This is a genomic window from Photobacterium sp. BZF1 (genome assembly GCF_014349205.1).
Lineage (GTDB): Bacteria > Pseudomonadota > Gammaproteobacteria > Enterobacterales > Vibrionaceae > Photobacterium.
Genome location: NZ_JACSOF010000045.1, coordinates 23,531 through 42,061, shown reverse-complemented (window position 1 = coordinate 42,061; position 18,531 = coordinate 23,531). Strand labels below are relative to the sequence as shown.

Below are 18,531 nucleotides of genomic sequence, written 5' to 3'. Positions count from 1 at the left end.
GCCGCATTCTGTGCAATATGATTGGTCAGTGGGTAGCAAACGGTGAAGTGCCTAATGATATCAACATGCTTGGTAAGATGGTGCAGGACATCTGTTTCAATAATGCCAAACACTACTTCGCCCTACCGGGAGAGCAAGCATGAAACGCGTAGCCCTTATCGGCGAGTGCATGATTGAACTCAACGGCGCGCCGTTTGGTGATATGCATCAGACTTACGGTGGTGATTCCCTCAATACGGCTGTCTATCTGGCCCGTACTGCAGGTATGTCAGCCGAAGTCCATTACGTGTCAGCACTTGGTTCCGATGCCATCAGTGACGGTATGATCGCGCGTTGGCAGGAAGAAGGTGTTAGTACCGGCTTGGTTCTCCGTGATGGTTCCCGCCAGCCTGGATTGTACTTGATCCAACTTGATGACAAAGGCGAGCGCACTTTCCTCTACTGGCGCAACCAATCAGCAGCCCGTTACATGCTACAACATGATGATTTCGAGCATATAGCAACACAACTTGGCAAGATGGATATGATCTACCTCAGCGGGATCAGTCTGGCTATCTTGCCGCAGCAAGACCGCCAAAAACTTGTTGAGCTACTTGGGCTTCTAGCTGAATCCGGTGTCGATATCTTGTTTGATACCAATTACCGCCCTGCCCTGTGGGAGTCAGCCGAACAGGCTCAAGAGTGCTACCAGCAGGTATTTTCCTACACGGCTTTGGCTCTCGTTACCAATGATGACGAAGCCAACCTGTGGGGCGATAGTAACGAAGAAGTGACTTTGGAGAGGCTGAAAGCCGCTGGCGTACGCCAAGCGGTTGTCAAAATGGGCGCGAAGGGGAACTACTACGAGGACTTCACCACCCAGACCCGCACCTTTGTCGCTACCACACCGGTCAAGCAAGTAATCGACACCACCTCTGCCGGCGACTCGTTCAATGCCGGCTTCATGGCTGGCTTGGTAAATGGTAAATCTCCGGTGAAATGCTCGGAACAAGGCCATCAACTGGCAGGCACAGTCATCCAGCACAAAGGGGCAATTATCCCTGCTGGGGCAATGTCACACATTGAATTTAACGAACAACAACCTGCTCTCTCTGAACAATAAAAAGGAAGACTCAACAATGAGCACTACTGCACAGCAACTTGCACAAATTAAAGTTATTCCGGTGATCGCCATTGATCGCGCAGAAGACATTATTCCCCTTGGTAAAGCATTGGCTGAGAACGGTCTACCTGCTGCGGAAATCACCTTCCGCTCTGATGCAGCAGCTGAAGCCATTCGACTACTTCGCGAGGCGCAGCCAGAGATGCTAATCGGTGCAGGTACGGTACTAAACCGAGAGCAAGCCATTGCCGCCAAGGAAGCCGGTGCAACGTTTGTGGTTTCCCCTGGCTTTAACCCTAATACAGTCAAAGCCTGCCAAGAACTGAGCATTGAAATTGTTCCTGGCGTCAATAACCCTAGCGCGGTAGAAGCAGCCATCGAGATGGGCGTAACGACACTGAAGTTTTTCCCTGCCGAGGCTTCTGGCGGTATCAATATGCTGAAATCCTTGTTGGCACCTTACACCCAGATCCAGTTTATGCCGACTGGCGGTATCAACGCCAAGAACGTCAATGACTACCTCGCTATCGACCGCGTATTTGCCTGCGGTGGTACCTGGATGGTTGATAAGAAACTCATCAATGAAGGCCGTTGGGATGAAATTGGCCGCCTTGCCCGTGAAGCCGCTGACTTGGTAAGCTAACTTCAAATCAGTATACCCAAGTTACCTCAAGGCTTCCTATGGGAAGCCTTTATTTTCTAATCAGTTTTTCATATCGGCTAAGGATTGCACCCAATGAAAATTGCTTTTCTCTACACGCTTGAGGCAAACAAAACCTTGTTTCTTCCTTATATCAACCAATACCTTGCCGACAAAAGCGTGACGATTAGCCACCATGTCAATGAGCTGCTTCTCAAGCAAGCCATAGCTGATGGCCTGACATCGAATGTCGTCAATCTTGTCCAGCAGGAAATTAAGGAGATTGCCATAGCAGGTGCTGACATTATTATCTGCACCTGCTCCACCATTGGTGATGCGGCAGAAAAAACGGCGGATATTACAGCCCGAGTCATCCGAGTCGATAGACCTATGGCGGAGCACGCTATTCTGAACAGCAGCATTCGCGTGCTGGCTGCGCTAGAAAGCACTATCGAGCCTACCCTAGAATTACTTCAGCAGTGTGCAAACCAGCTTAATCAGTCTCCTGCTATAGCCTATGATGTCATTCCCGATGCCTGGCAGTACTATGCTGATGGAGATACGGTTTCCTATGCGAAAACCATTGCAAAATACATCGAGCTCAATGAGATTTCCGACGATACCATCGTCCTTGCTCAAGCCTCAATGGCCCCAGCAGTTAAATATGTCCAACATTGGCCAATACCCATTTTATCAAGCCCAGTATTGTGCTGTCAGTATCTATCCAAGTTGGTTCCATCACACGATTAACCCTAAGAGATCACCGTAGAGACTTGTCATGTTAGAAATTAATTTTGCCCAGGGTGTCGGGCTGTTTGCCTTTGTTGTCGGAGCCAGTGCATTCCTTCATCAAAACGGCCAGCGTTTTCGACTACACCTGACCGTATTTCAAATCTTGTTATGTATTCACTTTTTTATGATGGGTGCATTCACGGCCGCGTTTGGCTGTGGAATTAGTGCGGCAAGAAGTTATGCTTCAACCAGAACGAATTCAAATAAAGTCATGTTGTTCTTTATTGCGTTATTATGGCTAATGGGTTTACCCAGTTTGCAACATAGCTATGAATTACTAACCATTTTTGGTGCATCAGTAGTAACCTGGGGATTATTTCAGGTTGATGGGATAAAATTGCGTCTACTTGTCTTGTTTAATTCATTCTGTTGGCTGACAAATAATTTGCTGCTAGGTTCTATTGGTGGGACATTGATGGAGACGACATTTATTATTGTCAACTTGTATACGATATCTAAAATGTTCATATCAAGACGTGCTATGTAGTCATTTAATTTCTACTATAATAAAATATAAACCACACTTCATATAAAAAAGCACATCACTTCAATTATGATGTGCTTTTAATTTTATCCATTTAAACAGTTTTGCCTTGAGTAACACACCAAGATAAAACCCTAAAAAGTAGAAAGAGTTCAGCTAAGCCGTTTCTAAAATGGCCTTCAACAAACCTTGATCGTGAGTCATACCTGGAATAAAGGCTAATTTGTCCGCCGACATTTTTTGACTATCCGCGAGTTGAATATGGTTTACTGTCCAAACGACACAACCATTCTCCAAGTTAAATAAACTACGTACTTGAGAGTACAAACAACCATCATCGTAGGCATCAGATACTGCGACAGCCCTTCCCTGCCAAGCTCCCAGCACCTTTTCTTGTGATACCGGAAGTTCAAGATAGAGCATTTCTGGCTCAACATCTTTCACCACTTTCATACAAAGGCGGGTCATATTGCTATCGAGCTTCTCAATCCATAATCGATGTGGAATAGCTGTATCTTCCCATTCCAGAACATTCATGTACGTATTCATTCAAACCTCGACTTTTCAATTAAATAACGCTTATTGATTTTAACTACTGCTTTTTTCACATTTTCAGGTTCGGACGTTGCAACCAAAGGACGATGAGGTTGATTTGTATCGAAGATAATAAAATCATCTTGATACAAGGTCACGAACTGCTCTTCATTGATATCCTTACTAAAGGCAACATCCTTCTTTTCTATTAAATCCTCATCAATCGAATTAAATGGGCTTAGGCTATAGCCGTAGCTTTCCTCACCTTCTAATACAATTTGAACATCAATATATTTTGCATGGATTTCTGGCTTTGTCTCTGAAAGCGGCTTTGTCTTATCATCAACAATAAAATAGAAAACATCATCTCCTAGAAGTGGATATGTACCAATTTTGCTATTAGATTGAATTTTTCGCTTTACTACCTGTATGAGTTCAATTAGCGAGTATGGAATGTGACGATAGCTTTCCAGAGAGCTTAAATTACCTCTGTACACAGATACCTCAAATGATAAATTAATTATGTAAGCTAATTATATACCAATCGCACAAGTTGGTTGACCAATTTAGATGAATTAGTAGACCAAGGTCAAAAAATAATACATTTATCGATAAAACCACTATTCCCCATACGAAAAACTCAATGAATAATACTACTTAACCTTACCTCAGTTTCCTGCCGATGCGATGTAATCTAAAAAGTGTTTAACTAAACCATCTTTGGGTGCATTAGATGGCCACACGGCATAAACACTGACAGGGGAAATACTCCATTCCGGTAAAACATAGGTAAGTCGGCCTGCCTCGATATCCGACATAATCAGAAACTCAGGAATAATCGCCAGCCCCACCCCACTGCACGCTAACTGGGCTAAAGCAAGAGCATTGTTAACACTAACTTGTGATTTTGGTTTTTGTACCAAACTAATTTGATCACCTGAGCATAGTTCTAATTTCTTATGCCACACTGGCGCCAATTCCAGCCAATCTTGCTTTGCCAACTCGTCAGGAGACATAATTTGCGCACGAGAGCTAAGATAACTTGGTGCAGCAACTAATCTTCGATTAATTTCATACAACTTCCTCGCTCTAAACGAGCTATCTTCAAGCGCTGTTGTCATTCTGATAGCAATATCAAAGCCATCAGCAATCAAGTCTTGCTTACTGTCCGAGTAATTTATCGCCAAGTTTACCTGGGGGAAATCCATTGCATATTCGGCAATCGTAGTAGTCAGATTCGACTGCGCCAAAACAGCAGGAATTGTCAGTTTAATCGTACCGGATGGCTGGTTAGTCTGGTTGGCAATATCCTGTATACCCGCTTCTGCTGCTTCTAACATGACATGAGCAGCCGCTAAGAGTCGCTGACCATCTGATGTTAGCGACAACTTTCGTGTAGAACGGTAAAGCAACGCAGTGCCAAGGCGCTCTTCTAATTGACCTATATGGTGGCTAACCACCGAGGGAGAGAGCCGGAGTGCTTTAGCAGCCGCACGAAAAGAGCCATGGTCTACGGAAGAGTACGGTTGAACTAACGCAAAAGAGCCTGATAGTGGCTATCAGGCTCTTTGATTACAAAAGGTTATTTGATGTTAGTAGCTCAAGCCATAACCGAATTCATAAAGCGTATCACCAGCCTTGTAATTCGGGTCATCAGAATCTTGGTCCACGATTGCCTGAGCACTATTGGCCAAAGCAAATGGTAGTTTACCTTGTGGATTAAATTCACCACTAACAACGTCCATTACCGCGCGGTCATCGGAGCCGAAGGTTGCAAGGATAGCACCAGCGTCTCTCATGCCACTTTCTTCATCAAGAACGTAAGGTTGGCGGAAGTAGACAGAAAGAACGGTATTTTCTGCGCCCACCTCATCCATCACGGCTTGGATATCCTCCAAGGAAGGGGTGACAACCCAAGAACTACCCTCACCTTTGATATCATTGGCCATGCTTGTAAAGTCGAGGACTGACAATTCGTCAAAGTCTGCGCCACCAAACGCCAAAGCACGGTTAGTGGTAGGATCGCTTCCCATCACCGCTGGAATATTGTCAACCCGGACACGAATAAGTGCATGATCGTTTCCAGTCGCATCAGCAATCTTGTTACCGTCGTCATCATCACCTACGGTTACAGCAAAACCATATTCTTTAGCAATGTCTCCATCCATCCCCATGGTAAACAAACTGGTGTTAGTCCGAAGTGGCAACGTTTTATTTTGGTTTTCAAGCAAAACTACCGCTTTGCGCTGAGCAAGTTGGGCTTTCTGCTGGAACTCTGGGTTACCGACGATTTCATTAGCTTTGCTGGCATCTACATAAGCGTTTTCAAACAGCCCTAAATCAAACTGTACTTTCAGTAGGCGTTTTACTGACTCATCGATACGCGCTACAGAAACCAAACCTTGCTCAACGACAGATCTGATCTCATCGTTTCGGTTAAAGCCAGAGAAAACGTCAGTACCCGCTTCTATTGCAATGACGAATTGCTCAGTTTTAGTCTTATCTTGCAAGCCCCATGCACGGTTGTTATGCATCATCTCGTAATCGGTGTGATCATTATTTTCGTCATTGATAATGCCAGTATCAGAGTTTATCACACCTTTAAAACCCAACTTCTGGCGTAGCAAGTCATCCAAGATACCTTTTGAGAAAGCAACACCCACATTGCCTGCAGGTTCACCAACTTCTGTAGAATAATCATTGTTAGCTACTCGTACCGTAAAATGATCTCTTTCGTCTAATAGATCAATTAGATACTTTCCACCCCCAACATAATGATCTGTTTCATCGGGATCAACCATTGACCAGTCACCACCGCCAACAACGCCGTAATAAGGCATGATTGCCGCAACCCCTGCATCAATAGCAGTAACAAAAGGCTTTAGGTGATATTCAAATTTGTCGGCAGGATAGCTTTGGTGTTGACCAGCCATATAATGAGGGTCTGCCCCCAAAAATTGCGGACCGCCACCAGGGAAGTGTTTCATCGTTAATACGATACTGTTCGAATCGACCTCTTTGCCTTGCAGATTATCGACCAATGTCTGAATAATATCGGAAGTTAGGTCTGCATCTGAACTAAAGGTTTCATGAACACGGTACCAGCGTGGCTCCGTTGCTAAGTCAGCCATATAACCGTACATGCCACGTAGACCAATTGCATTCCATTCAGCGCGCATGACTTCACCAAATTCAGCAATAAGCTCCATATCCCCTGTTGCCGCCAAACCGCCTTCTTTTGGCCACCCTGAAAATGCACCGGAGTCGACATTGATACCGGCTTTGGCATTCGGGTCAATATGGTTGCGCGCATTAGATTTAAACAGTGCAGGGATCCCTAGTCGCGTGCGCTCAGTAAGCTCCTGTACGGTATTCATGTACTGAGCAGCTTCCATTGGACTAATAACATAGTTAGGACCGCCGGGACCTCCAGCAGGCCCACCGTCTTGACGCTCTTCATCAGTCATCGCATCAATTTCTTCCTGAGTCAGAATATTGTTTCGGAAGATAAAGCGATTCATCTTTTGGCGGCTTACAAAATCTTGATGCTTCATACCAATATAGCCATAAGCTTCGGCATTGAGAGTATCGATCAGCATCATGCCAACTTTCTCTTCTAGGGTCATTCGGCTAACCAAATCAGCTGCCCGCTCCTCAGAAGATAAACGCCAATCCTCATAAGGAGCCAATTCGCCATCACCATTAGCATCACGGAATTGGTAACCATCAATTTCTAGAATATCGTGCACACGAGATTGAACAACAGGTTGAACAATCTTGTCTTTATCATCACTATCACTTGATGATGAATTACAACCTGCAAGAATGAGCGCCACCGCTACAGGCGCTAGGGTAAAGAGTTTTTTGCTCATGGTTCGCCTTTTAATTATTCATCGTTGGAAACATGATGAATACTACCTGTCATAAGTATTTGGTTAACCAATTTGTTTTATTATGGCGATCGAGATCAACCAGTTTTTGATTTTGGTTTACCTTGATCACGATACAGCATATTCACAGAAATTTATTCCATTTCTTTGCTATGCGCTCACAGAATCATTTGATCAAAGCTGATATTGCAGAATAAATATTTTGAAGTAATATCAAAAATATAGGGAAGTGTTTTTGTCGATATAGGGAGTTTTCGTGATTACCATCAAGCCTGCAAGATTGGAACACCAAACAGCGATTAGTCGCTTGCACGCGACAAGTTGGCAAACTGTCTATGCCGGTTTACTCAATTCGCAATACCTGTCAGAAGGTGTCTTCACAGAACGAGGTGCCCTGTGGCAGCAAAGGTTTAGCCATCCAAGTACTAATCAACGTATTTTTGTTGCAGAAGAAGGCAGCCAACTGCTTGGCTTTATCTGTATCTATCTGGATCAAAGCAAAGACTACGGAACGTTAATCGAAAACCTTCATGTCGATGCCAACACGACGGGAAAAGGAATTGGCAAAGCACTTATACAACAAGCAGCTCAAGTTATCCAAACAGAAGCCTTGTACAAAGGGGCTTATCTAGAAGTGCTCAGCCAGAACCTCAGCGCCCAGAAGTTTTATGACCACCTAGGTGGTAAACCTATCATAAGCCAGCAATGGCAAGCTCCAGAGGGAAGCCTGGTGGATGAGTTGGTTTACGCTTGGACTTCAATAACGCCGATATTAGAGAGTTAGCACTTCACTTCTCGACTCTGACAAACAACAAGTCACAAGGCATTTTCCGTAGCAAAGGCTCGCTGCTAGACATGGTCAGTTGATGGAACCAACTTGATTCATGGTGCCCGAACACCAATAAATCAACGTCGTACTCTTTAATGGCCTTGATTATTTGATCCTCTACATATCCTGCATAGAAGATGTGCTTGAAGATAGGATAATCAGCCTCCTTCAGTAACGCAGTCATTTCCCGTACTGACTCATTGTGCACCGAGTCATCAAACGCTGAGGGGTTAAACTCCCTCACCCCCTCATATAACTCTGTAAAATCTGGATCGATATGAATCACGCTGAGCAAGGCATCATGGGATCTTGCTTGCTGAGCCGCTTTCATCACCAAATACTCAGCATTCGCATCAAAGTTCACAGCCAACAAGACATGTTTGTATTTCATCTCTTATTCCTCAAGGGGCATGATTTATGAACACTATGAGTTTAGCTTAACGTGCGCATCTAAGAATCGTGACAAACATGACCCGCTATACTGTTAGCCAGATATCTGAAGTTTCACCAATTTCATAGCTTCAGTTGACACGCCACTCGCTTACGTTTGGTTGAGTTTCTTTTCAAGGTCGCCGTATGTATCAAGAGTCCTTTATCGATTCTCTTTCAATTTTTATCATCCTTGGACTGATTTTCGGGGCTATTGGCCTGATGTTCGAATTCGGCTATCGCTTGGCACTGCGCTTTCCATCCAAGCAAATCAGCCAGTCAATCAGCCCGATGGCAACCGGACTTGCCAGTTTGCTCGCTTTTATTCTGGCCATCACCTTCAGCATGGCAGCAGCCAAATCCGCTGACCGCAAAGAGTTGGTACTCACCGAAGCCAATGCAGTGGGTACAACGATACTGCGCACCGGGTTGTTAGCTGAACCTTACCGTTCGCGTAGCCGTGAGTTGTTGCGTGACTATGTCACCCTGAGAGTGGTCGAAAACAAAGAGAGGCAAAAGAAGGTAGTAAATTCAATCATCAAAGAAAGTGAAATCCTCCATCTTCAATTGTGGAATCAGGCTGTTGACTCTTATGGTACTACATCACCAGAACTGCTTTTGCTATATATTAACTCCCTCAATGAAGTCATCGATATACATACAGAGCGCGCCAACAAGGGAATTAGAGGGCGTATTCCCGCCAGTATATGGTTCACCTTAGGGTTGCTGACATTCCTCACCGTTGGACTAAACGGATTACAGGTTGGCGCACAAAATAAAGGCAGGGCGCTCGTAGCTGCCCTGCCCTTTGCGATGGCTTTTTCTTTGGTGTTGACTTTAATTGTCGAACTCGATAGGCCAGCCAGAAGTATCATAGAGATCAGCCAACAGCCCCTTGTCGATCTTCGTGACAGCCTCGATAAAGTGCTGTATCCCGATGGTGCGGGTAAATTGAAACTAACCGAATAGCATTAAGCCGGCACTTTCGCTTGATACAGAGAAAGCTGCGCCACTGGATCGCGTTGCTGGCAAGTAGCACAATTATTCTTACCGTCTAGTTTATATTTCAAACAGCAGGTTTCACGGCGAATATAGAATATACCTATATCTCCTTGAGTTGCAGTTTTCACTGTGTTGAGTTCAGCATAGTCCGGTAATACACTTTCCAACCATGCATCTGCAACTGGCTGTACTTTTTCACTTAATTCACTATCGATGCCGTGCTGGGTCAGTTTCTGAAAAACCAAGCCAAGTGCATAACCAACAGACCCCCAAAATTGTGGGGTATTCACTTTTAGCTGTTTAAACGTTGGGGCAAGGTAATGCCCGATCCCCCGAACTAAATCAGTTAATGCCTGATCTAATTCCTGTTCTGAATTAACCACTTTTGCCTGAGCAGTATTTGCTAGAGGATCATTGGCCAAGCAATAAAAGGCACAATCTGTAGCTACACCAACACGCTTTAATTTGCCATTATCCGCTACATCAAGACTAATTTGCTCAAATCTTGGTACAAGGACACGGTTAAACTTAAGCCTCAGTGCAGCAAGCCCTGAAAACAAATGAGCAGTAAAACTCTTTAGCCACAAGGATGCACCAACCGCTGGCTTGGCATCGATATCCAAACTGAATGTGTTGATAGACTCCTCTATGCCATTTTCAAACCACGTAGGCAATAACACGCCCACTGATCCATATTGCAAACGGAAGAATGGTTCACGCTGGTATAGCCATTCGAGTTGAGATTCTAATGAAGGTTGTGCTGGCTCACCGAGCCAAATTGGCGCTAAGTCCGTGGATAAGGTCATCTTGTTTTCTACTTCGAGAGATACATATTTAAGCTTTCGGTGCTTGAATTTCAAAGCTCATCATTGTCTATTTCGCTGATTCTAACCTAACGAATGACGGGTTCAAGATCTGTAAGCAACAAGATAAAAACAGAGAAAATAGAGCAAGTACTCCACATGAGCATGTGAGTTAACATGCATAAGATTGATAAAGATCACGAAATCATGGGTTTTAACCGTATTGCAATACTATAAAGCTTTAATTCAACAACAGTTTTGTATATATTTCTTGCAAAAGCATCTTGGAGTTGTGACAGTTATCACAGTCCATGGCCAATAAAATTAATTGTCAGCAACGTTGGTCAAACGTGCATGGATTGCATAGGAACTTTTACTTATGAGTAAGGATGCCAAACTGGTTAGGCAAAAGCTAAAGTCAGAAACACAATCGGCACTAAGTAAAGCAAGGATTGCGTTTCTAAGGGACTACCAAAAAGCCAAGTAATTGGCTTTTTAGTAATCAGCAGGAACCACCATCCCCCCCAGCACCACCTGTTTTACATTCAGCGAAGCATGAGGTGTCGCACTCGGCGTCATCATGGCATCATATTCATCAATACTCACTCGTGGTGAAATAGGCTCGACGGGATATGACACTTTTCTTTTCGCTTCTACTGTCGTTGTGGGAGCCGATGTCTTAGAAAAATCCGGATTTACTTGATAGGTTGGCACATTTACGTAATCAGCTGTATCGTCATCAAAGATTGACAGTTTATCTAGCGCTAGAGCCGCAAGTGCAAACCCAATAATAATAAAGTTGAAATGCATGGCACCCTCCTTTTCGCAATGCACTGTTTCTATTGATAGTCCACAATACAAATATGATCAAGATCACAGTGTGCAATCAATTCACCATCATCGATGAAAAAAGCCCCTCAACACGTTGGGGGCTCTGTAAATGATGACTAAAGTACAACACTGTTAAAGAGTTCAATGACCCTTAAAGCACTCTAGCCCAGCGCTTTCTCTATTTCACTTAAGCTCGATGGGTCATCAATGGTAGAAGGCACCACATACTGCTCACCATCGGCGATTTGCCGTATAACCCGACGTAAAATTTTACCGGATCGTGTTTTCGGTAACCGATCAACGACCAGCGCACGGTTAAAGCAGGCAACCGCACCGATTTCGCTTCTCACTTTCAACAAAAGCTCTTTTTCAATAGTGCCGTCTGCCGAATAGTAACCGTCTTTCAAAACCACCAGCCCCAACGGAAGTTGGCCTTTCAAATCATCGTGTATACCAATAACCGCACACTCAGCGACAGCTTCGTGCCCGCCGACCACCTCTTCCATTTCACCAGTTGAAAGGCGGTGCCCAGCCACATTGATAACATCGTCTATCCGCCCCATGACAAATAAATAACCGTCCTCATCAATATATCCGCCGTCGCCGGAGACATAGTAACCGGGGAACTGGCTGAGATAGCCAGATTGGAACCTGTCATGGTTGCGCCACACTGTTGGCAAGCAGCCTGGTGGTAGTGGGCGTTTAATGGCAATATAGCCCTGTTGGTTAGCCGATTTCTCTTCACCGGTTTCATCCAGTACAACAACGCCATATCCGGGGATCGGCATGGTGGCCGAACCAGGCTTTATATCGAAGCTCTCAAGCCCCACAGGGTTTCCTGCAATCGCCCATCCTGTTTCGGTCTGCCACCAGTGGTCAATCACTGGCCGTCCGGTCTTTTCTTGCACCCACTCCAGCGTTGGCGGGTCTAGCCTTTCACCAGCCATGTATATCGCTTTAAGCTCATTCATTGGATAGTCAGCCAGCAATGTTCCTTCGGGATCTTCTTTCTTTATTGCGCGGAATGCTGTCGGTGCCGAAAATAACACTTTAACGCCATATTCATTACAAACCCGCCAAAAAGCCGCAGGATCGGGGGTTTTCACCGGTTTGCCCTCAAACATGACCGTTGTACAGCCATGGATAAGGGGACCGTAGACAATATAGGAGTGACCAACTACCCAACCGACATCGGAAGCAGCCCAGAATACTTCGCCTGGATTGACGTTATAAATGGTTTCCATGCTGTATTTCATCGCAACGGCATGACCACCGTTATCCCTGACCACACCTTTTGGCTTACCCGTTGTGCCAGAGGTATAGAGTATATATAGGGGATCAGTGGCCTTCACAGGGACACAAGGCGCCATCTCGGCTTTTTGTTTCAAAGCCTGCCAGTCACGATCCCTTCCCTCGCTTAGTTCAGCTCGACAAGCATTTCGCTGGAAAACAACCACATGTTCAGGCTTCCAGCGGCTATCCATAATGGCTTGATCAACCATAGGCTTGTAAGGAATGACCTTGTTTACCTCAATACCACAGCTTGCCGTGAGTATTAACTTGGGCTCGGCATCCTCAATTCGAACTGCCAATTCGTTTGGTGCAAAACCACCAAATACCACTGAGTGAATTGCGCCAATACGGGCACATGCCAGCATCGCCATGGCAGCTTCAGGGATCATCGGCATGTAGATCACAATTCGATCACCTTTTGTCACTCCTAGATCAGCCAGCATGCCAGCCGTCTTTGCTACCTGATCCCTTAATACTTGATAGCTGTACTGCACTTTAGAACCGGTTACCGGTGAGTCGTATATCAGGGCAGTCTGATTCCCTCTACCGGCTTCAACATGCTGGTCTAACGCCAAATAACATGTATTCAGTTCACCATCGGCAAACCAGCGCTCTATACCATTCTCGTCTTTGCTTAATATATTTTGTGGAAACTGATACCATTGCAATTTTTGTGCTTGTTGTTGCCAAAAATCTTGTGGCGCAGTTTGTGCCCGTTGATATTCTTTCTGATATGCAGACATAGTGCTTCCTCCAGTATGTCCTGACATTGCTTTATCAAAGAGGTGTCATTCAAAAACATTGGATGGAACACGGACAAAGCCTTCCATCAAGATACGCGCGCTGCGGCTCATCATGACTTTCTCAACAACCCAGCCATGCTCAGCTTTTGTGGCCTGGGCCCCGACCTTTAGTGTTCCTGAAGGGTGACCAAAAGTGACAGATTCTTTACTCCCACCACCTGCAGCAAGATTAACCAGTGTACCCGGCACACATGCCGCTGAAGCAATAGCCACTGCAGCCGTTCCCATCATGGCATGGTGCAGTTTGCCCATAGACAGTGCGCGAACCAATACATCCGCCTGTTCCGTTGTTACTGTTTTGCCACTCGATGTCAGGTATTGCTGGGGTTTTGAAACAAAAGCAACTTTGGGAGTGTGCTGACGTGTTTCGGCTTCCTCCAAGCGGGATATCAACCCCATTTTCAAGGCACCTTGAGCTCGTATACGCTCAAACTTAGCCAATGCCTCCTCATCATTATTAATATCGTCCTGCAATTCAGTACCGATATAACCCAGTGCTTCGGCTTCGATAAAGATGGTCGGGATCCCAGCATTAATCATTGTGGCATTGAAGGTGCCGACTTCCGGCACTTCAAGGTCATCGACGAGGTTGCCAGTCGGAAACATCGATCCATCACCATCAGCCGGATCGAGGAAGTCGACCTGAATCTCAGCGGCAGGAAACGTGACGCCGTCGAGTTCAAACTCACCCGTTTCCTGGACAAAACCATTGATGATAGGAACATGTATTTCGATTGTTTTCTCGATGTTGACTTGCCAGACACGTACTTTCACGATGCCATTTTCTGGTATGCGATCACTTGGGATCAAACCCGCATGAATTGCAAAAGGCCCGACTGCCGCCGACAAATTTCCGCAGTTCCCGCTCCAATCAACAAAAGGCTTATCAATAGAAACCTGACCAAACAAATAATCCACATCATGATCAACTTTACCGCTTTTGGACACAATCACCGTTTTACTGGTACTTGAGGTAGCCCCACCCATACCGTCAATTTGCTTGGCGTATGGATCCGGGCTACCAATGACCCGCATAAGCAATTTATCTCGGGCCTCACCTGCAACTTGTGCTTCCAACGGCAAATCGCTCAGACTGAAAAACACCCCTTTGCTGGTTCCGCCTCGCATGTACGTGGCAGGTAACCTGATTTGCGATTGCGCATCCTGTTTAGGCAGAGAAGTTAAGTTTGTCATATTCTCCCTCCCCCTATTGCGCTAAGAAATCTTGAGCAAATCGCTGCAGCACGCCACCTGCTTTATACACTGCGACTTCATCAGCAGTATCCAGACGGCACGTCACCGGCACATCCACTTTCTCACCATTAGCGCGTGTTACCACCAAAGCCAAGTCGGTGCCTGCCTGAATATCGCCCACAACGTCATACAGTTCAGTGCCATCCAACACCAACGTATTTCTATCAGTGCCTTGCTTGAACTGCAAGGGTAATACGCCCATCCCAACAAGGTTGGTACGGTGGATACGCTCAAAGCCTTCAGCAACTATTGCTTCGACCCCCGCTAAACGAACCCCTTTAGCAGCCCAGTCCCGAGACGATCCCTGACCATAGTCTGCCCCCGCGACAACGATAAGCGGTTGCTTACGATCCATGTACGTTTCAATGGCTTCCCACATACGAACCACCTGCCCTTCAGGTTCGAGACGTGCCAGTGAGCCTTGGACAACCTCACCATTTTCCCGAACCATTTCATTAAACAGTTTTGGATTGGCAAACGTCGCCCGTTGCGCCGTAAGGTGATCACCACGGTGCGTGGCATATGAATTGAAATCTTCTTCCGGTACACCCATTTTCGCTAAATACTCACCCGCCGCACTGGAGGCAAGAATGGCATTGGAGGGAGAAAGATGGTCGGTTGTGATGTTGTCACCCAACACCGCCAGTGGACGCATTCCAGATAACTTCCTCTCTCCGGCTAGTGCGCCCTCCCAATAAGGCGGCCTCCGGATATAGGTACTCATTGGACGCCAGTCGTATAGCGGGTTGCTATTACGCTGTCCTTCGTCCAATTTGAACATCTGAATGTATACCTGATTAAACTGCTCAGGCTTAACATGCTTACCGACAACCGCATCAATTTCTTCATCGGAAGGCCATAGGTCGTTTAGATATACTGGATTACCTTGTTTGTCGGTTCCCAAGGCATCGCGCTCAATATCAAACCGAATCGAACCAGCAAGTGCATAGGCCACCACCAGCGGCGGCGAAGCCAAAAACGCCTGCTTGGCATAAGGATGGATGCGGCCATCAAAGTTACGATTACCTGACAACACTGCCGTAGCGTACAAGTCCCGGTCGATGATCTCCTGCTGGATTTCAGGGTCCAGTGCCCCGCTCATTCCGTTACAGGTCGTACAGGCGTAGGCAACAATGCCAAAGCCTAGTTTTTCCATTTCAGGCAAAAGACCGGCCTCTTCCAGATACAGTTTGGCGACCTTCGAACCCGGTGCAAATGAGGATTTCACCCAAGGTTTACGTTCTAAGCCCAATTCATTGGCTTTCTTGGCGAGCAAGCCTGCCGCCACCACATTTCGCGGATTACTGGTATTGGTACAAGAGGTAATGGCTGCGATAATGACAGCGCCATCCGGCAACTCGCCTTCTTTCTCTTGCCACTCACCCGAGATACCTCGAGAGGCCAACTCTGACGTTGGTAGACGGCGATGAGGGTTAGATGGCCCAGCCATGTTGCGCGAAACGCTAGACAGGTCAAATTCCAATACACGTTCGTATTGGGCTGTAACTAAATCATCAGCCCACAAGCCGGTTTGCTTAGCATAGTTCTCTACCAACTCAACCTGTTGTTCATCACGCCCAGTGAGTTTGAGGTAATTGATGGTCTGCTCATCGATGTAGAACATACCCGCTGTTGCGCCATACTCCGGGGTCATATTAGAAATGGTTGCACGATCACCAATGGTAAGATCCCTAGCCCCTTCACCGAAGAACTCCAAATAAGAAGAGACGACACGCTCATTTCGTAAGAACTCAGTAATCGCCAGTACGATATCAGTCGCGGTTATGCCCGGTTGACGTTTACCGGTCAGGTTAACCCCGACAATATCTGGCAGGCGCATCATTGACGGGCGGCCCAGCATGACCGTTTCAGCTTCCAGCCCACCCACGCCAATAGCTATTACACCCAAAGCATCAACATGTGGTGTATGACTATCGGTACCAACACAGGTATCAGGGTAGGCGACACCATTTTTGGATTGAACAACCGGTGACATTTTCTCCAGGTTGATCTGGTGCATAATGCCGTTACCCGCAGGGATCACGCTGACGTTTTCGAACGCGGTTTTACACCACTCGATAAAGTGGAAACGATCTTCGTTGCGGCGTTCTTCAATCGCGCGGTTTTTATCGAAGGCTTCTGGATCAAATCCGGCATGCTCAACGGCAAGTGAATGATCGACAATAAGTTGGGTTTCCACCACCGGATTCACTTTTGCAGGATCGCCGCCCTGATCAGCGATAGCATCACGTAACCCTGCTAGGTCAACTAACGCCGTTTGCCCCAGAATGTCATGACAAACTACGCGGGCAGGAAACCAAGGGAAATCCAAATCACGCTTGCGATCGATGATCTGTTTGAGGCAATCGGTCAGTGAGTCAGGTTCGCAACACCTGACCAACTGTTCGGCCAATACCCGAGAGGTATATGGCAGGGTTTCGTAAGCTCCGGGTGATATTTCATTGACTGCCTCGCGGGTATCGAAGAAATCAAGGCCTCTACCTGGCAGGGGCTTACGATATTGAGTATTCATATTCATAATTAACATCCGTGATTTGAGGTATTAACTGCGCTTTTCAATTGGCAGCCAGTCCTGATGCTCAGGTCCTTCATAATCAGCACTCGGACGTATGATCCGGTTGTTGGCGCGTTGCTCAAACACATGGGCAGCCCAACCCGTAACACGGCTCATCACAAATATCGGCGTGAACAATTTGGTTGGGATCCCCATAAAGTGATAGGCCGAGGCATGGAAAAAGTCGGCATTACAGAAAAGCCCTTTTTCCCTTTTCATAACCTGCTCTACACGCTCTGATACCGCATACAAATGTGTATCGCCAACATCGGCAGACAGTTTTTCCGACCATGCTTTAATTAAAGCATTGCGCGGGTCAGATTCACGGTAAATCGCATGACCAAAGCCCATGATTTTGTCTTTGTTTGCCAGCATCTGCATAATGCCCGCTTCGGCTTCATCAGGTGTTTGCCAATTCTCAATCATTGCCATCGCCGCCTCATTAGCGCCACCGTGTAGTGGGCCGCGCAGGCTACCGATAGCTGCAGTGATACAAGAATGAAGGTCAGATAAAGTGGACGCACAAACACGGGCAGTAAATGTCGAGGCATTGAACTCATGCTCCGCATAAAGAACCAATGAACAGTGCATGACCTGCTTGTGAAGCTCTGAGGGTGACTTGTCTGTCAGCATTTCAAGGAAATACCCACCAATGCTGTCTTCACTGCTGTTGGCGGTATCAATACGTACACCGTCATGGCTGTAGCGATACCAATAACAAATAATGGCTGGCAACATGGCGAGAAGCTTATCGGTCTTTTCATCCTGCTCAGTAAAGTCGAGCTCTTGGTCAAGGTTACCCAGCATTGAACAACCCGTTCGCATTACATCCATTGGATGGGCATCGGCAGGAATGGTTTCCAATACCAACCTTAATGCTTCCGGTAACCCGCGGAATGTCATTAATGCTTGTTTGTAGCTTTTTAATTCTTGTTTATTAGGAAGTTTGCCTTTCAATAATAAATAGGCCACCTCTTCAAACTCGGCATTATTGGCCAAATCAGTAATATCGTAGCCACGATAAGTTAATCCAGTACCGGATTTGCCCACGGTACAGAGAGCCGTTACACCGGCACTTTGCCCTCTGAGGCCCGCACCACCAATGGCATTGGATTTCTTTTCGCTTCCGTCCTTCTTTACATCAGCTACGGCTATCGCAGTCATAGCAGACTCCTTCTTCAGTTGTATTCACGATATTGAATGGATTAGGCTTCCCCTCTATATTGGCGGGATAAATAGTTACACTGATCCCCAGAGGTTATTTCCACTC

The 18,531-nt window shown here is 46.1% G+C and carries 18 protein-coding genes and 1 pseudogene; 7 read left to right on the top strand and 12 right to left on the bottom strand.

Annotated features, from left to right (window positions below):
• Positions 1-5 precede the first annotated feature (5 nt).
• From BIZ37_RS12120 to BIZ37_RS12100, 5 genes are all read left to right on the top strand, one after another.
• A complete protein-coding gene (locus BIZ37_RS12120; RefSeq protein WP_370577344.1) occupies positions 6-143 on the top strand; it encodes a glucuronate isomerase in 138 nt (45 codons plus the stop codon).
• A complete protein-coding gene (locus BIZ37_RS12115; RefSeq protein ID WP_187461729.1) occupies positions 140-1,102 on the top strand; it encodes a sugar kinase in 963 nt (320 codons plus the stop codon). The genes BIZ37_RS12120 and BIZ37_RS12115 overlap by 4 nt, the downstream gene beginning before the upstream one ends.
• 16 nt (positions 1,103-1,118) lie before the next feature.
• Positions 1,119-1,745 (top strand): bifunctional 4-hydroxy-2-oxoglutarate aldolase/2-dehydro-3-deoxy-phosphogluconate aldolase, encoded by a 627-nt coding sequence (locus BIZ37_RS12110; protein ID WP_187461728.1) that lies wholly within the window; start codon positions 1,119-1,121, stop codon positions 1,743-1,745.
• Between the two features lie 93 nt (positions 1,746-1,838).
• On the top strand, positions 1,839-2,492 hold the full coding sequence (locus BIZ37_RS12105; RefSeq protein WP_187461727.1) for a hypothetical protein: 654 nt from the start codon (positions 1,839-1,841) through the stop codon (positions 2,490-2,492).
• A 28-nt stretch (positions 2,493-2,520) separates the two neighbouring features.
• On the top strand, positions 2,521-3,021 hold the full coding sequence (locus tag BIZ37_RS12100; protein WP_187461726.1) for a YgjV family protein: 501 nt from the start codon (positions 2,521-2,523) through the stop codon (positions 3,019-3,021).
• 153 nt (positions 3,022-3,174) lie between these two features.
• Here BIZ37_RS12100 and BIZ37_RS12095 read toward each other — a convergent pair whose 3' ends face one another.
• From BIZ37_RS12095 to BIZ37_RS12080, 5 genes and pseudogenes are all read right to left on the bottom strand, one after another.
• The gene (locus BIZ37_RS12095) at positions 3,175-3,567 is read right to left on the bottom strand and encodes a hypothetical protein (RefSeq protein WP_187461725.1); all 393 of its coding nucleotides are present in this window, start codon (positions 3,565-3,567) and stop codon (positions 3,175-3,177) included.
• Positions 3,564-4,049 carry a YhcH/YjgK/YiaL family protein gene (locus BIZ37_RS12090; RefSeq protein WP_187461724.1) on the bottom strand — a complete coding sequence of 162 codons (486 nt, stop codon included), beginning with the start codon at positions 4,047-4,049 and terminating at the stop codon, positions 3,564-3,566. Before BIZ37_RS12090 ends, BIZ37_RS12095 begins: the two co-directional genes overlap by 4 nt.
• A 171-nt stretch (positions 4,050-4,220) precedes the next feature.
• Positions 4,221-4,892 carry a substrate binding domain-containing protein gene (locus BIZ37_RS12085; RefSeq protein WP_222939654.1) on the bottom strand — a complete coding sequence of 224 codons (672 nt, stop codon included), beginning with the start codon at positions 4,890-4,892 and terminating at the stop codon, positions 4,221-4,223.
• A 36-nt stretch (positions 4,893-4,928) separates the two neighbouring features.
• Positions 4,929-5,054, bottom strand: a pseudogene (locus BIZ37_RS30650) (LysR family transcriptional regulator); the annotation flags it as partial.
• Between the two features lie 90 nt (positions 5,055-5,144).
• Positions 5,145-7,424: a glycoside hydrolase family 3 N-terminal domain-containing protein gene (locus BIZ37_RS12080; RefSeq protein WP_187461723.1), complete on the bottom strand. Its 2,280-nt coding sequence runs from the start codon at positions 7,422-7,424 to the stop codon at positions 5,145-5,147.
• Positions 7,425-7,698: 274 nt separating this feature from the next.
• On the opposite strand from BIZ37_RS12080, the gene BIZ37_RS12075 reads away from it, so the two are divergent.
• Positions 7,699-8,226, top strand: a complete 528-nt coding sequence (locus BIZ37_RS12075; protein ID WP_187461722.1) for a GNAT family N-acetyltransferase — start codon at positions 7,699-7,701, stop codon at positions 8,224-8,226.
• Positions 8,227-8,230: 4 nt separating this feature from the next.
• Here BIZ37_RS12075 and BIZ37_RS12070 read toward each other — a convergent pair whose 3' ends face one another.
• Positions 8,231-8,662 carry a universal stress protein gene (locus tag BIZ37_RS12070; protein ID WP_187461721.1) on the bottom strand — a complete coding sequence of 144 codons (432 nt, stop codon included), beginning with the start codon at positions 8,660-8,662 and terminating at the stop codon, positions 8,231-8,233.
• A 185-nt stretch (positions 8,663-8,847) separates the two neighbouring features.
• Here BIZ37_RS12070 and BIZ37_RS12065 point away from each other — a divergent pair, with 185 nt between their 5' ends.
• Complete coding sequence (locus BIZ37_RS12065; protein WP_187461720.1) at positions 8,848-9,669, top strand: hypothetical protein; 822 nt, start codon at positions 8,848-8,850, stop codon at positions 9,667-9,669.
• Between the two features lie 2 nt (positions 9,670-9,671).
• On the opposite strand, the gene BIZ37_RS12060 is transcribed toward BIZ37_RS12065, so the two are convergent.
• The 6 genes from BIZ37_RS12060 to prpC all read right to left on the bottom strand — a co-directional run bounded on the left by BIZ37_RS12060 (position 9,672) and on the right by prpC (position 18,425).
• Entirely contained in the window at positions 9,672-10,562 is an 891-nt protein-coding gene (locus tag BIZ37_RS12060; protein WP_187461719.1) for an IucA/IucC family C-terminal-domain containing protein, read from the bottom strand.
• Positions 10,563-11,000: 438 nt separating this feature from the next.
• Positions 11,001-11,315 carry a hypothetical protein gene (locus BIZ37_RS12055; RefSeq protein WP_187461718.1) on the bottom strand — a complete coding sequence of 105 codons (315 nt, stop codon included), beginning with the start codon at positions 11,313-11,315 and terminating at the stop codon, positions 11,001-11,003.
• Between the two features lie 182 nt (positions 11,316-11,497).
• Positions 11,498-13,372, bottom strand: coding sequence for a propionyl-CoA synthetase (locus BIZ37_RS12050; protein ID WP_187461717.1), 1,875 nt, complete (start codon positions 13,370-13,372; stop codon positions 11,498-11,500).
• Positions 13,373-13,417: 45 nt separating this feature from the next.
• Complete coding sequence (gene prpF, locus BIZ37_RS12045; RefSeq protein WP_187461716.1) at positions 13,418-14,626, bottom strand: 2-methylaconitate cis-trans isomerase PrpF; 1,209 nt, start codon at positions 14,624-14,626, stop codon at positions 13,418-13,420.
• Positions 14,627-14,639: 13 nt separating this feature from the next.
• On the bottom strand, positions 14,640-17,225 hold the full coding sequence (gene acnD / locus BIZ37_RS12040; RefSeq protein ID WP_187461715.1) for a Fe/S-dependent 2-methylisocitrate dehydratase AcnD: 2,586 nt from the start codon (positions 17,223-17,225) through the stop codon (positions 14,640-14,642).
• Positions 17,226-17,249: 24 nt separating this feature from the next.
• The gene (gene prpC, locus BIZ37_RS12035; RefSeq protein WP_187461714.1) at positions 17,250-18,425 is read right to left on the bottom strand and encodes a 2-methylcitrate synthase; all 1,176 of its coding nucleotides are present in this window, start codon (positions 18,423-18,425) and stop codon (positions 17,250-17,252) included.
• Positions 18,426-18,531: the final 106 nt, after the last annotated feature.